We start from the raw sequence: 23,473 nt of genomic DNA on the forward strand, positions 1-23,473 counted from the left end.
GCGTACCGGTCAGATCGACCGCGCTACGTCCCTGAGGTGACGGCGTGCCGGTCAGATCGACCGGGCGACGTCCGTGAGGTGGGCGAAGACGACGATGTTCGACGCGTAGCCCGTCCTCGCGTCGTAGGGACCGCCGCAGGTGAGCAGCCGTAGTTCGGGGCGGCCCGTGGACCCGTAGACCTCGCGGTCGGGGAAATCCTCCTTCGTGTACGTGCGGACCTTGTCGACCGTGAAGACGGCGACCTTGCCGTCGGCGCGGGCGACCCGGACGGTGTTGCCGGGGGCGAGCGAGTCGAGGTTGATGAAGATGGCCGGCCCGGTACGGGTGTCGCGGTGGCCGACCACGATCGCCGTACCGCGCTCGCCGGGGGCGGGGCCGGCCGCGTACCAGCCGACGATCCGGGGGTTCTCGATCGGCGGGGAGCCGAGCTGTCCGGACGGGTCGAGACGCAGGCTGACGACCGGAGCCTCGATGGTGATCGCCGGGATGGCGACATCGGTGGCGCGCGAGCGGGCCAGGGGCGCGGGCGGCGGGCTGGGCTTCTCAGCAGCCTTGGCCCCGGCGTCGGCCCGGGCCGGGGGCCTCGGCTGTGCCTTGGGCTTCTGGTCAGGTTGCTGCCCGGGTACGTCCGCGGCCTTGAACCCCTCCGCCCCCGTCGCGTGCGCGGCCGCCGGCGGATCGGACGGTTCCTCGTCCTGGGCCCACCAGATGCCGCCGCCGACCAGCGACAGGGTCACCACCACGGTCCGGGTGAGCCGGAGGCGGCGCCGCTGCCTGCGCGTGGTGCGGGACCTACGCGGCGCCATCGGTGCGGCGACGCGACCGGCGGACGAGGATCAGACCGACCGTGCCCGCGAGGCCGGCGGCGATGGCCGCTCCGACCCCGAAGCCGGAGCTGTCCTCGCTCGCCAGTTCGGCGCTGCCGCCACCGCCGGCACCGACCGGGCCGTGCGGGGGCTTGTGCTGGGGCGGCTTGCCCTGGCCGCCGTTGTCGCCGTTTCCGCCGTTGCCGTTTCCGCCAGTGGTGGGCGGCTTGGTCGGGTTGGTGAAGTCCTCGCAGTCGACCTTGAAGACCTTGCTCTTCTTCGCGCCCTGCTGCCCCGCCCAGGTCCACTCGACCTTGTAGTGACCGTCGGGAAGCTCCAGGTCCGGAGTGATCCCGTTGCCCTGGGCGTCGACGGCGATCGTGCCGGGCGGCACCACCATGCCGCCCTTCGGTGGCTGCGGCTGGATCTCGTAGTTGAGGACCTGGAGCCCGTCGAAGCCGAGGGCGGCGACGTAGAACGTGCAGACCCTGGGCTCGTTGCGCTGGTCGGTCTCGGACGTGCGCGGGGGCTCGTCGGGCCGCCCGGCGTGGTGGATCTTGACGTCGCCGTTGTCGCCGGGGGCCGCGAAAGCGACGGGCGCGCCGGCCAGCGCAACGCCGCCGAGGGCGAGGGTCGCGACGCCGGTGGACAGCAGAGGGCGGACTGCCAGAGCGGTCATGCGGGGGTTCCTCCAGTCATGAAGACATCGGATGGATCAGCCGATAATCTGACTATCTGTCATGACACGAATACGGAGGGTGGTAACTGCGCCGTGTCCCCTCCGATATTCACTCCCCCAGCCCAGAGCCGGTCACCCTCGGTGACCTTCGCCGCTAGATGATCCCGAACAGAATCCCCGCCGCGAGGACCACCAGCGAGGTGAGCGCCGCCCACTTCACCGTGAAGCGGGTGTGGTCGCCGAACTCGACCTTCGCCATGCCGACCAGGACGTACACGGCCGGGACCAGCGGGCTGGACATGTGCAGGGCCTGGCCCGCGATCGAGGCCCGGGCGATCTCCAGCGGCGACACGCCGTGCGCCGCGCCCGCCTCGGCGAGGACCGGCAGGACGCCGAAGTAGAAGCCGTCGTTCGACATGAAGTACGTCAGCGGGAGGCTCAGCACCCCGGTGACCAGCGCCATGTGCGGGCCCATGCCCTCAGGGATCGCGCCCACGAGCCAGTCGGCCATGTGCTTGACCATGCCGGTGCCGGTGAGGACGCCGGTGAAGACGGCGGCGGCGAAGACCATGCCTGCCACGTTCAGGACGTTCTCGGCGTGGGCGGCGATCCGGGCCTTCTGGTCGGCCATGTTCGGATAGTTGACGGTGAGCGCGAGGGCGGCACCGAGGAGGAAGAGGACCGGGATCGGCAGCAGTTCGAGGATCATCGCGGTGAGCAGCGCGACGGTGAGGCCGGCGTTGAACCAGTACAGCTTCGGCCGGAGGGTCGAGCGGTTCGGGTCGAGGCCCTGGAAGCCCTCGCCGGGCCCGTCGGACCCGGCCGTCCCGGCGCCGTCGCCGGCCCCGGCAGCGGGCCCGCCGGATGCCTTCACGAGGTCCGCACCACCGCCACCACCGCCACCACCGGCCGCCACCAGCACGGTCTCGGTCTGCGGCTCCAGGGCCTCGTCCAGGGTGAGGTAGCCGATCCGCTTGCGCTCGCGGCGGCCGAGGACGTACGCGAGGACGAAGACGAAGAGCAGGCCCACGCCCAGCGCCGGGATCATCGGGACGAAGATGTCCGACGCGTCCACCTTGAGCGCGGTCGCCGCGCGGGCGGTCGGGCCGCCCCAGGGCAGGGTGTTCATGACGCCGTTGGCGGTGGCGGCGACACCGGTCATCACGACCAGGCTCATCCCGAGCCGCTTGTAGAGCGGGTACATCGCCGAGACCGTGATCATGAAGGTGGTGGAGCCGTCGCCGTCGAGCGAGACGATCGCGGCGAGCACCGCCGTACCGACGACCACGCGCACCGGGTCGGCCTTGCAGAAGCGCAGGATGCCCCGGACGATCGGGTCGAAGAGGCCGACGTCGATCATCACGCCGAAGTAGACGATGGCGAACATGAGCATCGCGGCGGTGGGGGCGAGCTTCTCCACGCCGTCGATGACGTAGTCGCCGAGTTCCGCCCCCTGCCCGACGGCGACACAGAACAGCGCGGGGATCAGCACGAGCGCCGCGATCGGCGACATCTTCTTCGTCATGATCAGGACCAGGAAGGTCGCGATCATGGCGAAGCCGAGGACGGTCAGCATGGAGGACACCTCACGTTCACCTTTGAACTCGCACCGGGGCGGCTCCCCCGGTGGGGCGGTCCGGATGACGTTAGGTGTCTTCTTCTGCCGTTAACAAGATGTTGACGCGTGAGCAATACGAGCAAAACCCCAGGTCACAGCAGGGGTGAGGGCAGGGGTCACGGTAGGGGCGCCACCTCGACGGGGAATCCGTTGAGCACCGCGGTGCCGGACAGCGGGTCGAGCCGGGAGCCGTCGAGGAGCTGGTTGACGTTGACGCCGGGGCGGGCGGCGGCGACCGTGAGGCGGGTGCCGGGGCGGTCGTGGCCCCAGCCGTGCGGCAGGCTCACCACGCCGCTCCGTACGGCGTCGGTGATCTCCACCTCGACCTCCAGGGCCCCGCCCTCGGCCGTGATCCGGGCGGGCTTGCCGTCGGCGAGGCCGAGACGGTCGGCGTCGGCCGGGTGGATCTGCAGGGTGCACCGGTTCGAACCGCCGTTGAGGGACGGCGCGTTGTGCAGCCAGCTGTTGTTGGAGCGCAGATGGCGGCGGCCGACGAGGACGAGTCCGCCCGGTTCGGCGTCGAGGGCGGTGCGCAGCCGGGGCAGGTCGGCGGCGATCGGGGCGGGCAGCAGCTCGACGCGTCCGCTGCGGGTCTTCAGCAGCCCGGGGAGGCGGGGCTTCAGCGGACCGAGGTCGATGCCGTGCGGAGCGTGGCGCAGGGCGTCGAGGGTGAGGCCGTACGGGCCGAGGCGGAGCATCAGGTCGAGGCGCCGCTCGGGTCCGGTGCTTCCGCTCAGCCCGGCGGCGACGGCCTGGGGGTCCGCGCCGTGGACGGGTGAGTGCGGCTGGGCGACGGCCTTGGCGAGGGTGGTCTCGATGGCGAGGTCGTCCACGGCCGACGGCGGCGCGCCGTGCATCCCCGAGACGGCGAGGACGAGCCGGGCGTGGATCTCGCACTCGTCCAGGCGTCCCTCTTCCAGAGGGACGGCGGGCGGGGTGAAGCGGGCCTGGTTGCGGACGGCGAAGCCGTTGAAGGCGAAGTCGAAGTGGGCGCTCCGGGAGGGCGGCGGCGGGGGCAGGACGACGTCCGCGTGGCGGGTGGTCTCGTTGAGGTACGGGTCGACCGCGACCATGAAGTCGAGCGCGCCGAGCGCCCGGTCGAGGCGCAGCCCGTCGGGGGCGGACAGGACGGGGTTGGCGGCGAGCGTGATCACCGCACGGATCCGCCCCTCCCCCGCCACGCGCTCCTCGGTCTCGATCTCCTCGGCGAGCGCGGCCATCGGGAGCTCGCCCTTGGCCTCGGGGTGGCCGGAGACCCTGCTGGTCCAGCGGCCGAGCGCGAAGCCCTTGCCGGGGCCCGCCGGCCGGGGCGCCGGGGCGGTGGCGGAGAGCGGGAAGAGCGCGCCGCCGGGCCGGTCGAGGTTGCCGGTGAGGACGTTGAGGACGTCGACGAGCCAGTTGGCGAGGGTGCCGTACGCGACGGTGGAGCTGCCCATCCGGCCGTAGACGGCGGCCGTGGGCGCGGCGGCGAGTTCGCGGGCGATGGTACGGATGGTGGCGGCGTCCATGTCGCAGGCGGGGGCCACGGCCTCGGGCGTGAACTCCCGTACCGCTTCCCGTACGTCCTCGATGCCCTCGACATGCTCGGCGAGCCGGCCGGGGGCGGTCAGGCCCTCCGCGAAGAGGGTGTGGACCAGCGCGGCGAGGAGGAGGGCGTCGGCGCCGGGACGGATGGCGACATGACGGTCGGCGAGCCGGGCGGTCCGGGTACGGCGCGGGTCGACGACGGTGAGGGTGCCGCCGCGCTTGCGGAGCGCCTTGAGCTTGCCGGGGAAGTCGGGGGCGGTGCAGAGACTGCCGTTCGAGTCCAGGGGGTTGGCGCCGAGCATCAGGAGGTGGTCGGTGCGGTCCAGGTCCGGGACGGGGATGGCGAAGGGGTCGCCGAAGAGCAGTCCGCTGGAGACGTGCTTGGGCATCTGGTCGAGCGTGGACGCCGTGAACAGGTTCCGGGTCCGCAGGGCGCCTATCAGCAGGGGCGGGTAGAGGGCGCCGGCCATGGTGTGGACGTTCGGGTTGCCGAGGACGATACCCACGGCGTTCGGCCCGTATGCCTCGACCAGGGGCCGGATCCGGGCGGCGATGGTGTCGAACGCCTCCTCCCAGGTGGCTTCCTGGAGCCTGCCGTCCTTACGGACGAGCGGTCCGGTGAGCCGGTCGGGGTCGGCGTCGACCTCGCCGAAGGAGGCGCCCTTGGGACAGATGAAGCCCTGGCTGAAGACGTCGTCGCGGTCCCCGCGAACGCCGGTGATCCGGGTGCCGTCGAGGGTCAGCGTCAGCCCGCAGGTGGCTTCGCAGAGCGGACAGATGCGCAGGGCGGTGGACATGGCGACTCCCTGGGGCGGCGACGGTGGCGCGCGGGCACCAGCGAGCATACCGACCGGTACGCACGGTGGGGAGGGTCAGGTCAGCGAGGGTGCGAGATAGGCGTAGAGGAGTTCACGTGTCTCGGCGATGAGGGCGGGGTCCCCGGACGGGGCGGTACGGAAGGCGAGTTGCAGCAGAGCGTCGGCTGCCTCGACCCCGACCAGGACCTTACGGTGCAGGGCCTCGTCGGCGGTGCGGCCGAGATGGGCGGCGAGGAGTCCGCAGAGGCGGTCGGCGACGAGGTGGTTGGCTCCTGGGTCTACGCCGGGGTCGGCGCCGGAGTCGACGCCGGCGTTGCCTCCGGTGTCGTCGCCGGACCGCTCGTCGGCGGTGGGGGCGGGGACGCCGAAGTCGATGAGCGCGAAGCCGGGGACGGTGCGCTTCATCGCGATGTACTCGTCCAGGACGCCGTCGATCGCGCTGTACGCGTCGACCGGGCCGGTCGCGGCGAGTCGGGCCGTGATCCGCTCGGCGTAGCGGTCGAGGTTGCGGTGGGCGAGGGCGTCGGCCATGGCGCGCTTGTTGCCGAAGAAGCGGTAGACGGAGCCGATGGGAACTCCCGCGCGCTGGGCGACGGCCCGGGTGCTCAGCTGCTCGTAGCCGGCCTCGTCGAGGAGTTCGGCACAGGCGTCGAGGATCCGGGCGAGGCGCTCGGCGCTGCGCTGCTGGACGGGGGTGCGGCGGAGGGATGGCTGGGGCACGGGGTCCATGATGCCGCTCCGTTCCGGGCCGGGTCGGGCGATGGGCCGGTCGGCCGGCGGTCAGGCGATGAGCAGGCCGATGCCGCCGAGGGTGTACGCGATCATCAGCGCGAACAGCGGGAGCTGACCGGCCACGGCCCGGGCCGGCGGGAAGAGGCGCACGGCGCGGTCGTGGGCGGCCACGACGCCGAGGACATGGCCGACGACGATCGCGGTGACCTGGAGGGTGGCGAGGGCCCCGGGGGCCAGTGGCGGGGCGGGTGCGGGGGCGTTGTCAGTGCCCCCTGCCATCATGACTGTACGTGTTCCTTCGGTGACGAAGAGTGTGAAGTAGTGGGCGACGAGGTAGCCGAGGGCGATGGGCAGGAGGGAGTGGGCGAAGGAGGTGAGGGGGGTGGTGAGCTCGCGGGACATCAGACGCAGGGTGCCTGCGCAGAGGGCGTAGAGGGCGGCGACGAGGGCGACTGCGGCGAGGAGGCCGAGGGTGGCGGTGGCGGTCGGGCCGAGGGGTGAGGTCTGGAGGGTGGTGATCCAGCGGGGGTTGTCGGAGAAGCCGTCGTAGGCGGTGGAGCCGAGCAGGACGCAGACGGTCGCGACGAGGCCGGGAGTGGGTGGGGTGGAGTGGAGGCTGTTGAAGGGGGAGCGGAGGACGAGGCGGCCGTCGGCCCGGCGGCCGAGCGGGGAGAGCCGGGCGAGGAGGGAGGAGTAGACCTCGAAGGGGTCGGCGCGGGCGAACCAGTCGGGGCCGTGGCGGGCGGCGCCGAGGAGGCCGGTGGCGGTGAGGACGGCGAGGAAGGTCAGGAGGGTGGTGGTGGACGCCGGGTCGGGGGCGGCGAGTTCGAGCCAGGCGAAGAGGAGGAGCCCCGCGGCGGCGGGGCGGACGCCGAGGCCGGCGGGCACGGGGCGGGGGTGACGGGGAGCGGGGAGCAGGGAGTGAAGGGTGCGCAGGGGGTTGAGGAGGCGCCAGACGGGCCCGAGGAGAAGGGAGGCGGGGACGAGCCCGACCCAGAGCAGGACGTAGACGGCGCCGGGTGCCGGGTTGCGGTCGGGGTCGTCGGGACCGAGGAGGAGGTACAGGAGGACGGTGAGGGCGGCGGCCGCGCCGAGCAGGCGGAGGGCGGTGCGGGTGGCCGGGGCGTCGGCGAGGCGCTGGAGGGCGGCGGGCAGCGGGCGGCCCGCCCGGTCGCCGCGGAACCGGGAGGTCGGCCAGAGCAGGCCGAGCGCCAGGAAGGAGACGAAGAGCGCGGCGAAGGCTCCCGCGTAGGCGTAGAAGGGCGAGAGAGGGAGGTCGTGCTGGGAGCCGATGCCGTGGGCGAGGAGGTGTGCGGGGACAGGGATGGGGGCCGGGACGGTCATCGGACGACGAGCTGGGTCAGGAGGAGCTCGGATCCGTGGGTCTCGACCTCGAAGAGCCCGGTGCGGTCGGCGGTGAAGGTCAGGGTGCCGGGTTCGCCGGGGGTGAGGGTCAGTTCGCGGTCGTAGCCGTGGACATGGAGGGTGTCGGCGCGGTCGGCCGTGACGCGGAGGGTGAGCTGCTCACCCCTCTTCAACTCGATGCGGGAGGGCGGTGGTTGGACGGACGTGCCGGTGACGGCGATCTCGACGGTCCGGCCGGGGGCGGGAGCGGGCGTCGTAGGAGTGGGTGTCGAAGGAGTGGGTGTCGTCGGAGCGGGCGTCGTCCGTGCGGTCGCCGTCGGTGGGGTGGTGCCGAGGGGGACGGTGGCCTCGACGGGTTTGCCCCCGACCGCCCAGACGGTGTGGTCGTCGGCGTGGAGCCGGACGGTGACGGAGCGGGCGCCCGGCGGGACGTGGCGCCAGGGGCCGTAGAGCCGGTCGGTCTCCTTGCCGTCGACCAGCAGCCGGGCGTGGCCGCGGCCCGGGATGGCGGCGCCGCCGACACTCTCGGGGGTGAAGCGGAACCTCTCCACGGTGAGGTGGATGTTCCAGCCGCCCTCGGTGTCGGGCCGCACCTCGGCGCGGACTGCGGGCGCGCCCTCGGCCGGCACCTCCCGCAGCCGGTGCCCGCCCTCGTCCCTCACCGCGAGCAGGGTGCCGCTCCCGCCGGTCGCCTCCTGGTGGCTGGTACCCGGCTTGTGGTGGGTGGTGGCCCGCCCGCCGCACCCGGTGGCCGTCAGGGCGACGGCGAGCAGGACCCCGACGAGCCCGGCCGCGGCCCGGCGGGGCGCGGGGCGGCGGGGCGTGGGGCGGCGGGGCGTGGGGCGGCGGGGCGTGGGGCGGCGGGGCGTGGGGCGGCCGGCGGGTGCCCCGTGCCCCGCTGGGCCTCGCCCGGCGGCATGGATATCTGCGGGCAGACGACGCCCTGTTCGTAGCCGCGCTCGACCGGGGGCTTGGCGCAGGTGCCGTCGGCGACGTACCGGTAGTAGTTCTGGTTGTTGTCGTGGATCAGGTTCCGCTCGAAGCGGGCGTGGTTCTGCGGGAGCCCGGGGTGACCGGGGAAGGCGGAGTCCATGGAGGCGCCGCCCATGTTGTGGTCGAACTCGTTGTCGTGGACCCACACGGAGTCCCCCGCCGTACCGGAGTAGCCGACGATGTTGTGGTGCTGCGGCAGCCGGTGATCTCGATGGAGTAGCGCGGGACGTCGTAGCCCCGGCCGTCGTTGATGTCGGAGCCCGAGCCGGGGTAGATGCCCGAGTCGCCGTTGCCGTACGACTCGCAGTTCTTGTAGAGGCCGTGGTCGGAGGCGAAGGTGAGGAAGCCGTACTCGTCGTTCCAGCGGGTGAGCACGTCGTCGATGACGAAGCCGTCGGCGGCGAGCACGTACAGCGAGTTGAAGGTGGTGCGCTGGGCGGTGAAGTTGCGGAAGTAGATGCCGTCGGAGCCGTCCGCGCGCAGGGCGTTGAGCTTGGTGTACTTCGCGTCGATGACGACGTCGGCGCGAGAGGCGCCGGTGCCCTCTATCTGCAGGTTCTTCTTGCCGAGGATGGCGACCAGGTTCTGGTTGTGCGGGCACTGCTTCTGCTGTTCGTACGACAGGATCTGGTACCCGAGCGCCGACTTGGGGGCCTTCAGCGCGGCGCACGCGCCGGTCGGCGCGGGCTGTGAGGGCTCCTCCTCGTACAGGCCGGGCAGGACGGCGATGGTCATCCCGGGCCGGTCGACGGCGTCGACGGCCTGCTGGAGATGGCGGAAGCCGCTGCGCGCGCAGCGGTCGAGGAGGGCCAGGTTCCGGGCCTTCACATCGGCCGGGAAACCGGAGACCCGGCGGGCGAAGTCGGCCCGGTCCGTCTTGCAGACCAGGAGATCGGGTTCCCCGGTACGGAGCGTCGGCACGCTGCCGGAACCGTCGGGGAAGCCGACGGGCCGCTCTTCGTGGGCCTGGGCCCCGGGGGCGGTGACGAGGGCGGCGGCGAGCGCCGCGAGAACGACCGAGAGCGCGACAAGGAGCCTGCGGGTCCACGTCATGCGCGTGAGAGTAGAGCATTGTTCATCTTTTGGAACCCCTCACGCACGCATCACGTCGAATCGAGACCTCGGCGACCCCGTTGACGCGAGCGGGCGCGGAATCCTACGGTCATGCATAGGATTGTTTTGGGCATCAGGACAGGAGCGTGCGATGACCACGGAGAACACCGAGCAGGCGCGGAAGACGGCCGAGGACCTCCCGTACTCCACCGGCTTCGGCAACGAGCACAGCTCGGAGGCGGTCCCCGGCGCCCTGCCGCACGGCCGCAACGCACCGCAGCGCGCCCCCCTCGGGCTCTACGCGGAGCAGCTGAGCGGCAGCGCGTTCACCGAGCCGCGCGCCCACAACCGCCGCTCGTGGCTCTACCGCATCCGCCCCTCGGCCGCGCACCCCCCGTTCACCCGGACCGACAACGGAGCCGTCCGCTCCGCGCCGTTCACCGAGGCCGTCCCCGACCCCAACCGGCTGCGCTGGAACCCGCTCCCCGACCCTGCGCCGGGCACGGACTGGCTGGCCGGCCTCTGGACGCTCGGCGGCAACGGCGACGCAACCCAGCGCACGGGCATGGCGGTGCACCTCTACCACGCGAACGCCTCCATGGAGCGGGTCTTCAGCGACGCCGACGGCGAGCTGCTGATCGTCCCCGAGCGCGGCGACCTGCTCCTCCGCACGGAACTGGGCCTGCTCGCCGTCCACCCCGGCGAGATCGCGCTGATCCCCCGCGGTGTCCGCTTCCGCGTCGAGCTCCTCGACGCGACCGCCCGCGGCTACGTCTGCGAGAACTACGGCGCGCCCTTCCAGCTCCCCGACCTCGGCCCGATCGGCGCCAACGGCCTGGCGAACGCCCGCGACTTCCGCGCGCCCGTCGCCGCGTACGAGGACGTCGAGGGTCCGGTCGAGGTGGTGAACAAGTTCTGCGGCAACCTCTGGTCCGCGACCTACGACCACTCGCCGCTCGACGTCGTCGCCTGGCACGGCAACCACACCCCGTACGTCTACGACCTGCGCCGTTTCAACGTCATCGGGACGATCTCGTACGACCACCCGGACCCGTCGATCTTCACGGTCCTCACCTCGCCGACCGACACCCCCGGACTCGCCGGCGTCGACTTCGTGGTCTTCGCCCCGCGCTGGCTGGTGGGCGAGGACACCTTCCGGCCGCCGTACTTCCACCGCAACGTGATGAGCGAGTACATGGGCCTCATCGAGGGCGCGTACGACGCGAAGGCCGAGGGCTTCGTCCCGGGCGGCGGTTCGCTGCACAACATGATGTCCGCGCACGGCCCCGACCGGGAGACCTTCGACAAGGCCAGCGCCGCCGAGCTGAAGCCGCAGAAGATCGACGACGGTCTGGCCTTCATGTTCGAGACCCGCTGGCCGGTCACGGCCACCGCCCAGGCGGCCGGCGCCGACCACCTTCAGAGCGGCTACGACGACGTATGGCAGGGTCTGGAGCGCCACTTCCGGCCGTAGAAGCCCCAGAGTCGCCATCGTACGGAGAACGCCGTGACCGCCTTCGCTCCCGACTCGCTGGTCCTGAACCGCAAGCTGCCGCTCTGGTATCAGGTCTCGCAGTCGCTGCGCGCCTCCATACTGGGCCGCACGCCCGACGCCTCGCTGCGGCTTCCCACCGAGGAGCAGCTCGCCGCGCACTACGGCGTGAGCGTGCTGACGATGCGGCAGGCCCTCAAGGAGCTGGAGGAGGAGGGGCTGATCAGCCGGCACCGGCGGCGCGGCACGTTCATCGAGCCCGGCGCCCGGCGTTCCTCGCCGCGCCGGCTGCTCGGCTCCATCGACGCGATCGTGGCCCAGCAGTCCGGCGAGCGGACCACCGTCCTCGGCCACGGCACCGCGCCGGTGCCGGGCGAGCTCGCCGAGTTCTTCCCGGACGTCACGGAGGTGGTCGCGTACAAGCGGCTGCGGAGCGACGGGGAGACCGGCGAGCCCACGAACTGGGCGGAGAACGCGGTACACCCGGACGTCGCGGCCGGTCTCGACCCGGCCGACCTCGAGCGGTGGCCGATGACGAAGGTACTGCGGGACGTGGTGGGGGTCCGGATCAGCCGGATCACGGACACCGTCGAGGCGCGGCTCGCGGACCCGGAGACGGCGGCCCTCCTCCAGGTGCCGCTGCTCTCGCCGATCCTGCACTACACGGGCGTCACGTACGACGAGGACGGCCGGGTGGTGGACGTGGCCCGGATCCGGTACCGGGGCGACCGGTTCTCGTTCACGGTGACGGTCGAGGCCTCGCACTGACGACGGTCGAGGCCTCGCACTGACGACGGTGGAGGCCTCGCACTGACGACGGTGGAGGCCTCGCACTGACGGTACGCACTGCACCGACCGGTGGAGCCGCACCAACCCCGCTCGCTAGCATCCGAGGCGTGACCGAAGACGTACCGCTGGACGACGCGCCCCTCCTGGACGAGCTGATGCCGTGGTCCGTCGCGCCGCTGCGGCTCGGCAGGTCGTGGATCGTGGCGCCGGACGTCCGTACCCTGCGCGAGCGCTGGAACCGGCTGGTGAAGGCCGAGGGGACCGAGCGCGAGGAGCTGTTCAGGCCCAGCCGGGCGCGTACGCCGTCGAGTTCGGTGGCCGCGCTGCCCGGGCAACGGACCGGCACCGTCCGGTTCGCCCGCGAGAGCGGGCGGTGCCCGGAGCCGGTACGGCTGGCGACCGGCCCCTTCGACGAGCAGTGGCTGCTCCCCGATCACCGCCTCATCGACACCGCGCGCCCCGAGTTGTGGCGGGTCGCCGACGAGCAGCAGCTCTTCGCCGTCGAGCAGGGGTACGTGCCCGGCGCGGCCGGCCCCTCGCTCCTGGTCACCGGGGCGCTGCCCGCCGGCCGCTCCCCCGCGGGCCGCCCGGGCCGGATCCGTCCGCTGTTCCGCCGCCCCGGGGGCGAGGAGCCGAACCTCGCGCCCGGTCTGCTGCCCCTGCTGAGCGAGCGGTACGGGTGTGAGGTCACCGCCCACGCCCTCCTGGCCTGGGCCGTGGCGGCGGCCAGCCCCTCCCCCGCCGGCTGCCGCGTCCCGCTCCCGGCGGACCCGGAGGCCTGGGCGGCGGGCGTGGAGCTCGGCAGGCGGCTCACGGACATCCAGCTGCGGGGCGCCCGGGGCGGCGAGCGGCCCCGCCTGCCCGGCGGCCGCCGCCCCTACGTACGGGCGCCGATCCCGGCCCGGCCGACGACGCTGGCGTACGAACCCGGGGAGGAGACCCTGGCCCTGGACGAGGGCCGGATCTCGCCCGTACCGGCCGAGGCCTGGGAGTTCCACGTCGGGGGCGTACGGATGCTGGAGCAGTGGTTCACGCACCGGACCGCGCCCGCCGAGCCCGGCACCCTGGAGGCGATCGGTCCGGCGGCCTGGCCGCAGGAGTGGACCTCCGAACTCCTGGAACTCATCACCGTGCTCGCACTGCTCGCCGAGCGGGACGGGGCCCGCGCGGCGCTCGGCGCAGGGCCACGGCTGACCCGGGCCGCGCTGCGCGAGGCGGGCGTCCTCCCCGTGCCGGACGCGGCCCGCCGCCCCGCCTCCGTACTGGACCACCAGGAGGAGGGCCCGGAGGGCCAGTTCGCGCTGCTCTGAGGTCAGGGTGTGAACGGTCAGGGCGTGAACTGCCAGGGTGTGAACGGTCAGGGCGTGAACGAGTCGAGCACCCGCCCCAGCATCCGGTCGAAGACCTCTTCCGGATCGAGGCGTTCGACCCCGGCCTCGCCGAACACCGCCGCCAGCCTGGGGTACGCACCGCCCGCGAGCCGCCCCGTCAGATAGGCGCCGCGCACGGCCTGCTCCTGCTCCTCGGACCAGGGCAGCCCGCGGGCCCGCTCGGCGAGGGCGAGTTCGTTGGCGACGAGGGTCATCACGGTGCCGTTGACCGTCGCGATCAGCTCCATCTTGGCGCCGCCGGGCAGGTCGAGGCCGTCCAGACAGGCCAGGCACCCTTCGAGGAAGCGCAGGGCGTTGGGGCCGAAGGCGTAGCCGGTCGTCATCAGCCGGATCACCCAGGGGTGGCGGTACAGGATGGACCGCGCCTGGCGGGCCACCGTGAGCATGTCCGCGCGCCAGTCACCGCTCGGAGGATCGGGGAGCTCGTACTCGCCGCTGACGGCGTCGACCATCAGCTCGTACAGGTCCTCCTTGCGCGGCACGTAGTTGTAGAGCGACATCGTGCCGCAGCCGATGTCGGCCGCGATCCGCCGCATGGAGAGCCCGTCGATGCCGTCGGCGTCGGCGATGCGGACGGCCGCGGCCACGATGTCAGCCCTGCTGTACGCGGGTTTCGGGCCACGGCCCGTGCGCTCGGGGCGCGCCCAGATCACTTCCGGTTCGGCCGCTCGGCCCGCCATGGATCATCACCTCGCCCCCATCCTAGTTACGTACGGCGTACGTAGTGCGGTACGGTCGACCCATGACTACTACGTACGCTGTACTTAGTGAGGGTCTGCAGAAGCGTTACGGCGAGGTCCACGCCCTGCGCGGGCTCGATCTGGCGGTCCCCGAGGGCACGGTCTGCGGCGTCCTCGGCCCCAACGGCGCGGGCAAGACCACCGCCGTCCGGGTCCTCACCACCCTGGTCGCCCCGGACGCGGGCAGCGCGCGGGTCGCCGGACGCGACGTGGTCCGCGACCCGGCGGGGGTACGGAAGCGGATCGCGGTCACCGGCCAGTACGCCTCGGTCGACGGCGACCTCTCGGGCGCCGAGAACCTCCGGCTCTTCGCCCGCCTGCTGCGCGCCCCGCGCTCCCGCGCCGACGAGCTGCTCGACCGGTTCGGGCTCACGGAGGCGGCCCGGCGTCCCGCGCGGACCTACTCGGGCGGGATGCGGCGCCGGCTCGACCTCGCCGCGAGCCTGCTCGTACCGCCTGACGTCCTCTTCCTCGACGAGCCGACGACCGGGCTCGACCCGCACAGCCGGAACGACATCTGGGACGCCGTACGGGGGTTGGCGTCCCGTGGCACGACCGTGCTGCTGACCACGCAGTACCTGGACGAGGCGGACCAGCTCGCCGACGACATCGTGCTGATCGACGGCGGCCGGGCAGCCCATCGCGGCACCCCGGCCGAACTCAAGGCGATGATCGGCAGTTGGGCGGAGGTGGTGGTCGCCGACCTCGGGCAGCTCGACGCGGCGGCGGCCGTGCTCGACCAACTGACCGGCTCCGCACCGGCGCTGGACGCCGAGCGCCGCACGGTCGGCGCGGTCACCACGGACGCCACGCTCACGCTCCCCCGGATCGTCCGCGAGCTCGACGCGGCCGGGGTCCACCTCATCGACGCGTCCCTGCGTCCGCCCACCCTCGACGAGGTGTTCCTCCGCCTCACCGACCGGAAGGAACCCGCCGCGTGAACGCGCTCGCCCACGATGAAAGGGAAGGTGCGCGCGAAGCGCTCTCTGCAAGGGCGGTGGTGGGAGACGGGTGGGCAGTGCTCGGCCGGCATCTGGTGAAGGTCCGCCGGGCCCCCGCGATCACCGTCATGACACAGACGATGCCGATCGCCTTCCTGCTCTTCTTCGGGTACGTGTTCGGCAGCGCGCTCGCCATGCCCGGCACCGAGTACCGGGCGTACCTCGTGCCGGGGCTGCTCGTGGCGACGGCGGCGGGCGGCGTGATGACCGGCATGTTCCAGGCCGCCCAGGACGCGCACCGGGGCGTCATGGACCGCTTCCGGACGATGCCGGTCAGCCGGGCGGCCGTGCCCCTCGGACAGGCCCTCGCCGATCTGCTGACCAGCGCGGTCGGCATGGTCCCGATGATGCTGGTCGGGCTCGCCATGGGCTGGCGGATCGAGGGCACGGCCCTGGAGGCGCTGGCCGCGTTCGGGCTGCTGCTGCTCTTCCGGTTCGCGTGCACCTGGGTGGGGATCCTGCTCGGCCTCGCCTCGCAGAGCGAGGAGGCGGCCGGCCAGTTGGGCAGCGCCACGTTCATGCTGCCGCTGCTGTCGAACGCGTACATCCCGACCGAGAACATGGCGGGCTGGCTGCGGACGATCGCCGAGTGGAACCCGATCTCGGCGGTCACCACCGCGGTACGGGAGCTCTTCGGCAACGCGGCCGTCCCGGCGGACGCGGCCTGGCCGGTGGCCCATCCGGTACCCGGCGCGCTGCTCTGGTCGCTGGCGCTGATCGCGGTCTTCGCGCCGCTCGCGGTACGGCGGTACGCGCGCGGATGACGCGGGTGACGTGGGCGACGGTGACAAGGCGTCGCCCACAGGGTAGGCAGGGCTGTCATGAGCACTCAGCCACTCCCCCTGGAGGGGGTCACGGTCGTCGCGGTCGAACAGGCCGTCGCCGCCCCCTTCGCCACCCGCCAGCTCGCGGATCTGGGCGCCCGGGTCATCAAGATCGAGCGCCCGGACGGCGGTGACTTCGCGCGCGGGTACGACACGGCCGCCCGGGGGCTCGCCTCGCACTTCGTCTGGTGCAACCGCGGCAAGGAGTCGGTGGCCGTCGACCTCAAGGACAAGCGCGGCCTTGAGCTGGTCCGACGGCTGGTGGCCGGTGCGGACGTCTTCGTACAGAACCTGGCGCAGGGCGCGGCGGCCCGGCTCGGTCTGGACGCGGCCACCCTGTGCGCCGCGCATCCCCGGCTGATCGCGGTCGACGTCTCGGGGTACGGGCCGGGCGGCCCGTACGCGCACAAGCGGGCCTACGACATGCTCGTGCAGTGCGAGGCGGGTCTCGTGTCGGTGACCGGGACCGAGGAGCAGCCGGTGAAGTCGGGGATCCCGGCGGCCGACATCGCGGCGGGGATGTACGCGTACGCGGGCGTCCTCGCCGCTCTCGTACGGCGCGGGACGACCGGGCGGGGCGGGCCGGTGGAGGTGTCGCTGCTCGACTCGCTGGCCGAGTGGATGGGGCATCCGCTGCACCACGTGATGCACGGAGGCACGGCACCGGCGCGCACGGGGCTCGCGCACGCCGTCATCGCGCCGTACGACGCCTATCCGACGGCGGACGGGAGCATGGTGCTGCTGTCGGTCCAGAACGACCGCGAGTGGCGCCGGCTGGCCGATCAGGTACTGGAACGGCCGGATCTGGCGCACGATCCGGCCTTCGCGACGAACACGGCCCGGGTGGCCGGCCGCACCGCGACCGACGCGGTGGTGGCCGGGGCCCTGGCGCCGCTGACGGCGACGGAGGCGCTGGCGCGCCTCGACGGGGCGGGGATCGCGTGCGCGCGGCTGAACACGGTGGCGGATCTGGCGGAGCATCCGCAGCTGGCGGCGCGGGAGCGGTGGCGGGAGGTGGGGTCGCCGGTGGGGTCGTTGCGGTCGCTGGTGCCGCCGGTCACTTTTCCGGACGGGCCGGACGCGCCCATGGCGCGTGTGCCTTCGTTGGGGGAGGACACCGACGCCGTGCTCGGGGAGCTGGGCGTCGGCCCGGAGGAGCTTGAGGCGCTACGGGTGGACGGGGTCGTGGCGTAACCGCCCCCGGGGTGAACGGGGGTGGTCTCTCGCCGTCGTACGGGTTGTGACCACCTGTTCCGCCCTGCGGAACACATGCCCACAACCCCGCGACTAGCGCTTGCTGCCGAAGAGGCTGCGGCGGAGGCGGCGGAGGGGGGCGAAGAGCGAGACGCGGGCGCTCTTGCTGCGGCGGCTCCGCGTGACGTCGCGCGACGTCAGCTCGCGCATCAGCAGCGTCGCCTCGGCCGCTTCGCGCTGGGGCACGACGGGGCCGCCGAGCACCGCGAGATGACGGTCGAGCCGCGAACTGGTCGCACTGCTCCCGCATGTGATGGCAGGCACTCGCGGCCTGCTGCGCATTGCTATCTGTTCCATGACACTCCCCACCCTAACGAGGGCACCCGGCCCGGGCAGGTTAACCCTATCGCTCCGCTGTGACACTCGTGTATCCCGCCGGCAGGATTCACCGCACTCGTACGGGGGTTGACGACTACTGTCCGAATCCATCTGATTTCAGGGTGAGTTGGACAGGGTCTCGAACACCTGCCGGACCGTCAGGAACCATCCTGCACGCAAGGCCGTCACCTGTCGCCATCCGTCACCCGCCGACGAGGTGTGATCTCCGCCACCAAGATCACTTCGCGGCTCCGTTCACGATTCCGTCGCGGTTCCGTCGCGGTTCCGGAGTGGCGTTCGAACCACCCGCCCCGGGGGCAGAAATGGTCCACCGGAGCCGACGACGGATGGGGACGCGCCATGACCGTGATCGCGGGGCGGTACCGGCTCCTGGACGTCCTCGGGCAGGGCGGCATGGGCACCGTCTGGCGGGCCAGGGACGAGGCCCTCGGCCGCGACGTGGCCGTGAAGGAGGTCCGCGCCCCGGCCGGGCTGGGCGCCGACGACCAGCAGCGGCTGTACGCGCGCCTGGAGCGGGAGGCCTGGGCGGCCGCCCGGATCGCGCACCGCGGGGTCGTGACGGTCTACGACGTGGCCACCGAGGACGGCCGCCCCTGGATCGTGATGGAGCTGATCCACGGCCTGACGCTCTCCGACGTCCTCGAAGCGGAGGGCCCGATGCCGCCGCGGCGCGCCGCGCTCATCGGCGCCGAGGTCCTCGCCGCGCTGCGGGCCGCGCACAAGGCGGGGGTGCTGCACCGGGACGTGAAGCCGGGCAACGTGCTGCTCGCGAACGACGGCCGGGTCGTGCTGACCGACTTCGGCATCGCCTCGGTGGAGGGCACGTCTCCGCTGACGATGACGGGCGAGCTGATCGGCTCGCCCGAATTCCTCGCCCCCGAACGGGCGTTGGGCATGACGCCGGGCCCGGCCTCGGACCTGTGGTCGCTCGGGGTGCTGCTCTGCACGGCGGTGGAAGGCGGTTCGCCGTTCCGCCGGGACTCTCCGCTGACCACCCTGCAGGCCGTGGTGGACGAGGAGCTGCCGCCGCCGCGCCGCGCGGGGGCGCTCGCGCCCGTCATCGAGGGCCTGTTGCGCAAGGATCCGCGCGAGCGGCTTCAAGCGGACGACGCGGAGCGGCAGTTGAGGCTGGTGGGCGCGGGCGGCTCGCCGAGCTCGGGACCGGTGCGCTCGGATCCGTACGGGCCGAACGGCCGCCCGGCGCCGGACAGCGGTACGGACTCGGCCCCGACCCCGCCGCTGCCGCTCCCCCTGCCGCAGAGCCCGGCCCCCCAGGACCCGGCTCCCGAGAACCGCTCCGGGCGCGCGGTGGCCGTCCTCGCGACCGGGGTGGTGCTCCTGCTGCTCGCCGTGGGCGGACTGACGTACGCGCTGCTGCGGAACGGGGACGACCGGGCGGGCGGCGGTGGCGCGGTGACGAGTACGCCGGCGACCGCCCCACCCACGACCGTCCCGCCCACGACCGCCGCCCCCACCACGACGACACCCCCGCCGACCGCCACCCCGAGCGCCACCACCGCGCCGCCGGTGCCGACGGTCCTGGTGTACGTACGGGCCGTGCGCGAGGACTACAGCGGGTCCTGCCCGCCGCCCGAGGACCGGGCGCCGGCCTTCGCCGCCACCCTCACGGTGGGCCGGACGCCCGCCTCGGTGGAGTACCGCTGGGTCACCGAGAGCGGAGAGAGCTCGGCCGAGGAGGGCTGGCGGAAGCTGGAGTTCCCGGCGGACGGCCCGCAGGAGAGGAGCGTCGAGCACACCGAGTCGACGTACCGGACCGACGAGACCTGGCGCGACCGGATCAGGATGGAGGTGCGCGTCCCGGTGGAGAAGAACTCCAACTGGGTGGAGTTCTCGGTGACGTGCGAGCAGGCGACCCCGACGGGCGGGGCCGCCTCCCCGAGCGGCTCCGCTACGCCTACGCCACAGCCCTGAAGCTGGGCAGGTAGCCGCCGGACTGGCCGGCCGCGGTGGGGTGGTACGACTCGCCGATGTTGAGCCAGTTGACGCTGTGCAGCCAGGAGGCGCTGGAGCAGATCTCATGGCCGGTGAAGGCGGGGACCACGCTGGAGAAGGTGTAGCCGTGGTCGGCCGCGCGCTTGGCGGTGGCCTCGTTGAGGAGGTCCGACCCCTCGTTGATGGCGCGCCGTTCGTTCTCGCTCAGTCCGGCGACGCAGCCGCCGCCGAGCTTGTAGAAGCGCGGGTAGCCGAGGACGACGACCCGGGCGTTGGGGGCCTTGGCTCTGATGGCCGAATACACCGCGTCGAGCTTCCCGGGCAGGGTGCTGTCGACGTAGGCCTTGGCCTGATTCACGCGGTTGATGCAGGAGGCCTCCGACTGGAGGACGCAGGTGGTCATGACGTCCGCGAAGCCGGCGTCGTTGCCTCCGATGGTGACGGAGACCAGGTCGGTGGCGGTGGAGAGAGGTCCGAGCTGACCGCTCGTGACATCACCCGTACGGGCGCCCGAGCAAGCCGTGAACGCGAACGACGAGGGTGAGTTCGCGTTCTTCCAGAGGACGGGGAAGGCCTTCGTGGAGCGCTTGCAGTCGCCGCTGGCGCTGTCATAGCTCCCCGCTCCGACGCCTGAGGAGTACGAGTCGCCTAGCGCCACGTAGTCGACGGCGGCGGTTTCTGCGGCCTGTGCGGCTCCCGCCCCGGTGAGGGCGAGTACGGCGCCGAGCAGGAGCGAGGACGAGAACGCCGTGAATCGGGACAGTTTCATGGAACCTCCCTGTAGCAGGATCTCTGCGTTACTAGGTAGTAGCGCCATCCCGGCCCTGTTGGAAGTGTCCATGCCAAGAAGATTTGGCGAGATCCTGCAGACCCCCCGTCAGCGACCGTCGAGATCAAGCCATCTGATGGATCATTCGTCGAAAAGAATTCGCACAACAATGTGCAGGAGTTCAATTCGACCCCAACGGCACCACCAGAAAACGGATTGCGAAAAACCGATCGGGACGGTTCCACATCTGACCGACGAAGGTTCGCCAATTACCGGAAACGGGAGCATCAGATCCAGGGCTTGCCATACAGTCGCATTCATCAATACCGTCGTACATCTCACCCGCATCGACCCGTCGCGCCAACAGCTCAGGGGAGGGCTCAAGCGATGTGACGGTCTCGGAGCGGGGCGCGGTAGGGGGGTGCTGTCTCGGCGTGCGCTGTGTGTGCGCCGGGTCGCGTGCCGCGCGGTTTGAGATGCCAACTCACCCATGCCGTACGGCGATCACCGCTGCACGGACGGGGTGAGGACCCCCCTTTCGTAACCGGACAGACCACGGGACAGCCCGGGGGCGGGCGGTCCACCGGACGAGAGGGAAACACCACTCATGAGTTCATTCCTGCGCCCGGCCGTCAGCGGCCTCGAAGCGGTGGATCAGAGCGACCAGAGTGAACAGAGCCGAATAGCGGCCCAATACCGCGCGATCACCTCGCATTTGGCGATCACACCGCCGGTGAGTGTGGTCATCCCCGCGATGAACGAAGCAGAAAATCTGCCTTACGTCTTCAAGTCCCTGCCGGACTGGATCCACGAAGTCGTACTCGTCGACGGAAATTCCACCGACGACACCGTGCGTGTGGCCCGGGAGCTCCGGCCGGACGTCAAGGTCGTCAAGCAGGTCGGCAAGGGCAAGGGCGACGCGCTCATCAGCGGCTTCGCCGCCTGCACCGGCGACATCATCGTGATGGTCGACGCGGACGGCTCCGCCGACGGCCAGGAGATCGTCTCCTACGTCTCCGCCCTGGTCGGCGGGGCCGACTTCGCCAAGGGCTCCCGCTTCGCCAACGGCGGTGGGACGGACGACATGACGCCGATCCGCCGGCTCGGCAACTGGGCGCTGTGCGCCCTGGTCAACCGCAAGTTCGGCGCCCGCTACACCGACCTCTGCTACGGCTACAACGCCTTCTGGCGGCACTGCCTCGACAAGGTCACCCTGGACTGCACCGGCTTCGAGATCGAGACCCTGATCAACATCCGGGTCGTCAAGGCCGGCCTCAAGGTCCAGGAGGTACCCAGCCACGAGTACCTGCGCATCCACGGCGTCAGCAACCTCAACGCCGTGCGGGACGGCATCAGGGTCCTCAAGGTCATCCTCAACGAGAAGGGCGTGAGACGCGCGGCCCGCCGCAGGCCGACCGCCTTCTCGGTCAACGTCCCCCGGGGAGAGGTGTCTTGAACGGCCGTGCCTCGAGCGACGGCGTCACGAACGACCGCGTCCCGGGCGACCGCCGGTTCTCCGTCGTGATCTGCGTCTACACGGAGGAGCGCTGGGAGGACATCCTCGCGGCGGTCGACTCCGTGCGGGACCAGTCGCTTCCGGCCCAGGAGATCCTGCTCGTGGTCGACCACAACGAGCGGCTCCTGGCACGCCTTGTGGAGCGGTTCGGGGCCGAGAGGGACGAGAAGGAGGTGCGGGTGCTCGCCAACGCGGGCCCCCGCGGCCTGTCTTCCGGCCGCAACACCGGAATCGCGGCGTCCCGGGGCGAGTTCGTGGCCTTCCTCGACGACGACGCCGTGGCCGAGCGGGACTGGCTGCGGTACTTCGCCGCAGGCTACGACGATCCGCGCGTCATGGCGGTGGGCGGGCGGACCGTGCCCGCCTGGGCGTCGGGCCGGCGGCCGGACTGGTTCCCCGAGGAGTTCGACTGGGTCGTCGGCTGCACGTACCGCGGCCTGCCACCCGGCCTGGTCCGGGTACGGAACGTGCTGGGCGGCAACGCCTCGTTCCGCCGTACGGCCTTCGACGCGGCGGGCGGCTTCGCCACAGGCATCGGGCGGGACGGCGACCGGCGGCCGCTGGGGTGCGAGGAGACCGAGCTCTGCATCCGGCTCTCCCAGGCCCTCCCCGACGCGGTCCTGCTGATCGACGACCGGTCCGTCATCCACCACAAGGTCCCCGCCGCGCGCGAACGGTTCGGCTACTTCCGTACCCGGACGTACGCCGAAGGGCTCTCGAAGGCGCTCGTGTCGAGGAGCGTGGGCGCGAGCAGGGGCCTGGAGGCGGAACGCCGCTACACCACAAGGGTGTTGCCGGCAGGGGTGGTACGCGGACTGCGCGACGCGCTGCTCGGCCGGCCGGGCGGCGCGGGCCGGGCGGGCGCGATCGTGGCGGGCGTGGCGATGGCGGCGGGCGGCTACGTACGGGCGACGGCGCGGGCGCGCGGGGGCGGGGCGACGTTCTCGTCGGGCCCGATCCCGAGCTGGTCGGACGCGTCCTCGGGAGCGGCTGCTCCGGAGGTGGTCACGTGAACGGACCCGTACCGATCCTGATGTACCACGCGGTGGACCACGAGCCCGCGCCGGCCGCGCACCGGCTGTCCGTCTCGCCCGAGGCGTTCGCGGCGCAGATGGCGGTCGTGGCCGACCGCGGGCTCACCCCGCTGACCACGTCCGAGCTGGCCGAGGCCTGGCGCACGGGCGGACCGCTGCCCGCGCGCCCGGTCCTGATCACCTTCGACGACGGCTACGAGGGCGTGCACCGGCACGCGCTGCCCGTGCTCGCCAAGCACGGCTTCGCGTCGACGGTGTTCGTCTCCACGGGCTGGCTGCGCGGCGCGCACGACGAGGGCGGGGCGCTGGACACCATGCTCGACTGGGACCAGGTCCGCGAACTGGCCGCCGCCGGTGCGGAGATCGGCGGCCACAGCCACAGCCATCCCCAACTCGACCAGGTCGACGACCGGCGGCTCTGGTACGAGACCCTGCGCTGCAAGGAGATCGTCCGCGAGGAGCTGGGGCGGGCGCCGGTCTCCTTCGCCTACCCGTACGGGTACTCCGACCGGCGCGTCCGCCGGACGGTCCGGGCGGTCGGCTACGCCCAGGCCCTCGCGGTGGGCAACACGACCGCCCGCCGCCGCCAGGGCCCGTACGCCCTGGAACGCCTGACGGTGCGCCGCTCCACCCGGATCGAGGAGTTCGCCCGTCTGGTGGAGGGCCAGGCGATCACCCGCACCTTCGCGAAGGACCGCCTCCTGACGAAGGGGTACGCGGTGGTGCGCCGGACCCGGGGAGCGGCGCGGGCGGCCGGCCGGCTCGGCCACTGAGAATCC

General features: G+C 72.3%; 20 protein-coding genes and 1 pseudogene. 10 read left to right on the plus strand and 11 right to left on the minus strand.

What is annotated here, in order from left to right; translation table 11 throughout:
* Positions 1-51: 51 nt before the first annotated feature.
* The 8 genes and pseudogenes from Q5762_RS25330 to Q5762_RS25365 all read right to left on the minus strand — a co-directional run.
* Positions 52-807 carry a class F sortase gene (locus Q5762_RS25330; RefSeq protein ID WP_315894537.1) on the minus strand — a complete coding sequence of 252 codons (756 nt, stop codon included), beginning with the start codon at positions 805-807 and terminating at the stop codon, positions 52-54.
* A complete protein-coding gene (locus tag Q5762_RS25335) occupies positions 794-1,486 on the minus strand; it encodes a hypothetical protein (protein WP_315894538.1) in 693 nt (230 codons plus the stop codon). Before Q5762_RS25335 ends, Q5762_RS25330 begins: the two co-directional genes overlap by 14 nt.
* Positions 1,487-1,640: 154 nt before the next feature.
* Positions 1,641-3,062 (minus strand): CitMHS family transporter, encoded by a 1,422-nt coding sequence (locus Q5762_RS25340; protein ID WP_315894553.1) that lies wholly within the window; start codon positions 3,060-3,062, stop codon positions 1,641-1,643.
* Between the two features lie 158 nt (positions 3,063-3,220).
* Positions 3,221-5,428 (minus strand): molybdopterin oxidoreductase family protein, encoded by a 2,208-nt coding sequence (locus Q5762_RS25345; protein WP_315894539.1) that lies wholly within the window; start codon positions 5,426-5,428, stop codon positions 3,221-3,223.
* 75 nt (positions 5,429-5,503) lie between these two features.
* Positions 5,504-6,178, minus strand: a complete 675-nt coding sequence (locus Q5762_RS25350) for a TetR/AcrR family transcriptional regulator (RefSeq protein WP_315894540.1) — start codon at positions 6,176-6,178, stop codon at positions 5,504-5,506.
* Between the two features lie 51 nt (positions 6,179-6,229).
* Positions 6,230-7,525, minus strand: a complete 1,296-nt coding sequence (locus Q5762_RS25355; RefSeq protein WP_315894541.1) for a hypothetical protein — start codon at positions 7,523-7,525, stop codon at positions 6,230-6,232.
* Positions 7,522-8,208: a hypothetical protein gene (locus tag Q5762_RS25360; protein WP_399495262.1), complete on the minus strand. Its 687-nt coding sequence runs from the start codon at positions 8,206-8,208 to the stop codon at positions 7,522-7,524. Before Q5762_RS25360 ends, Q5762_RS25355 begins: the two co-directional genes overlap by 4 nt.
* Before the next feature lie 245 nt (positions 8,209-8,453).
* Positions 8,454-9,592 (minus strand): annotated as a pseudogene (locus tag Q5762_RS25365) (right-handed parallel beta-helix repeat-containing protein); the annotation flags it as partial.
* A 151-nt stretch (positions 9,593-9,743) separates the two neighbouring features.
* Here Q5762_RS25365 and hmgA point away from each other — a divergent pair.
* From hmgA to Q5762_RS25380, 3 genes are all read left to right on the plus strand, one after another.
* Entirely contained in the window at positions 9,744-11,066 is a 1,323-nt protein-coding gene (gene hmgA / locus Q5762_RS25370) for a homogentisate 1,2-dioxygenase (protein ID WP_315894542.1), read from the plus strand.
* A 33-nt stretch (positions 11,067-11,099) separates the two neighbouring features.
* Positions 11,100-11,852, plus strand: coding sequence for a GntR family transcriptional regulator (locus Q5762_RS25375; RefSeq protein WP_315894543.1), 753 nt, complete (start codon positions 11,100-11,102; stop codon positions 11,850-11,852).
* 119 nt (positions 11,853-11,971) lie between these two features.
* Entirely contained in the window at positions 11,972-13,183 is a 1,212-nt protein-coding gene (locus Q5762_RS25380; RefSeq protein WP_399495263.1) for a type ISP restriction/modification enzyme, read from the plus strand.
* A 47-nt stretch (positions 13,184-13,230) separates the two neighbouring features.
* On the opposite strand, the gene Q5762_RS25385 is transcribed toward Q5762_RS25380, so the two are convergent.
* Entirely contained in the window at positions 13,231-13,944 is a 714-nt protein-coding gene (locus tag Q5762_RS25385; protein WP_315894544.1) for a TetR/AcrR family transcriptional regulator C-terminal domain-containing protein, read from the minus strand.
* A gap of 62 nt (positions 13,945-14,006) precedes the next feature.
* On the opposite strand from Q5762_RS25385, the gene Q5762_RS25390 reads away from it, so the two are divergent.
* The 3 genes from Q5762_RS25390 to Q5762_RS25400 are packed head-to-tail and all read left to right on the plus strand — an operon-like array spanning position 14,007 to position 17,023.
* Positions 14,007-14,945, plus strand: a complete 939-nt coding sequence (locus Q5762_RS25390; RefSeq protein WP_315894545.1) for an ATP-binding cassette domain-containing protein — start codon at positions 14,007-14,009, stop codon at positions 14,943-14,945.
* 56 nt (positions 14,946-15,001) lie between these two features.
* Complete coding sequence (locus Q5762_RS25395) at positions 15,002-15,769, plus strand: ABC transporter permease (RefSeq protein ID WP_315894556.1); 768 nt, start codon at positions 15,002-15,004, stop codon at positions 15,767-15,769.
* A gap of 57 nt (positions 15,770-15,826) precedes the next feature.
* On the plus strand, positions 15,827-17,023 hold the full coding sequence (locus Q5762_RS25400; RefSeq protein ID WP_315894546.1) for a CaiB/BaiF CoA-transferase family protein: 1,197 nt from the start codon (positions 15,827-15,829) through the stop codon (positions 17,021-17,023).
* 93 nt (positions 17,024-17,116) lie between these two features.
* Here the strand turns inward: Q5762_RS25400 and Q5762_RS25405 are convergent, their stop codons facing one another.
* The gene (locus Q5762_RS25405) at positions 17,117-17,380 is read right to left on the minus strand and encodes a hypothetical protein (RefSeq protein ID WP_315894547.1); all 264 of its coding nucleotides are present in this window, start codon (positions 17,378-17,380) and stop codon (positions 17,117-17,119) included.
* Positions 17,381-17,761: 381 nt separating this feature from the next.
* Between Q5762_RS25405 and Q5762_RS25410 the strand changes: the two genes are divergently transcribed.
* Positions 17,762-19,354, plus strand: coding sequence for a serine/threonine-protein kinase (locus Q5762_RS25410; RefSeq protein ID WP_315894548.1), 1,593 nt, complete (start codon positions 17,762-17,764; stop codon positions 19,352-19,354).
* Here the strand turns inward: Q5762_RS25410 and Q5762_RS25415 are convergent.
* The gene (locus tag Q5762_RS25415; RefSeq protein ID WP_315894549.1) at positions 19,338-20,144 is read right to left on the minus strand and encodes an SGNH/GDSL hydrolase family protein; all 807 of its coding nucleotides are present in this window, start codon (positions 20,142-20,144) and stop codon (positions 19,338-19,340) included. The two genes, Q5762_RS25410 and Q5762_RS25415, sit on opposite strands and share 17 nt — an antisense overlap.
* Positions 20,145-20,751: 607 nt before the next feature.
* On the opposite strand from Q5762_RS25415, the gene Q5762_RS25420 reads away from it, so the two are divergent.
* The 3 genes from Q5762_RS25420 (at position 20,752) to Q5762_RS25430 (ending at position 23,467) form a co-directional block, all read left to right on the plus strand.
* Positions 20,752-21,600 carry a glycosyltransferase family 2 protein gene (locus tag Q5762_RS25420; protein ID WP_315894550.1) on the plus strand — a complete coding sequence of 283 codons (849 nt, stop codon included), beginning with the start codon at positions 20,752-20,754 and terminating at the stop codon, positions 21,598-21,600.
* A gap of 65 nt (positions 21,601-21,665) precedes the next feature.
* Positions 21,666-22,673 (plus strand): glycosyltransferase family 2 protein, encoded by a 1,008-nt coding sequence (locus tag Q5762_RS25425; RefSeq protein WP_315894557.1) that lies wholly within the window; start codon positions 21,666-21,668, stop codon positions 22,671-22,673.
* Positions 22,674-22,693: 20 nt separating this feature from the next.
* Positions 22,694-23,467, plus strand: a complete 774-nt coding sequence (locus tag Q5762_RS25430; protein ID WP_315894558.1) for a polysaccharide deacetylase family protein — start codon at positions 22,694-22,696, stop codon at positions 23,465-23,467.
* Positions 23,468-23,473: the final 6 nt, after the last annotated feature.

Source organism: Streptomyces sp. P9(2023), assembly GCF_032436795.1.
Lineage (GTDB): Bacteria > Actinomycetota > Actinomycetes > Streptomycetales > Streptomycetaceae > Streptomyces.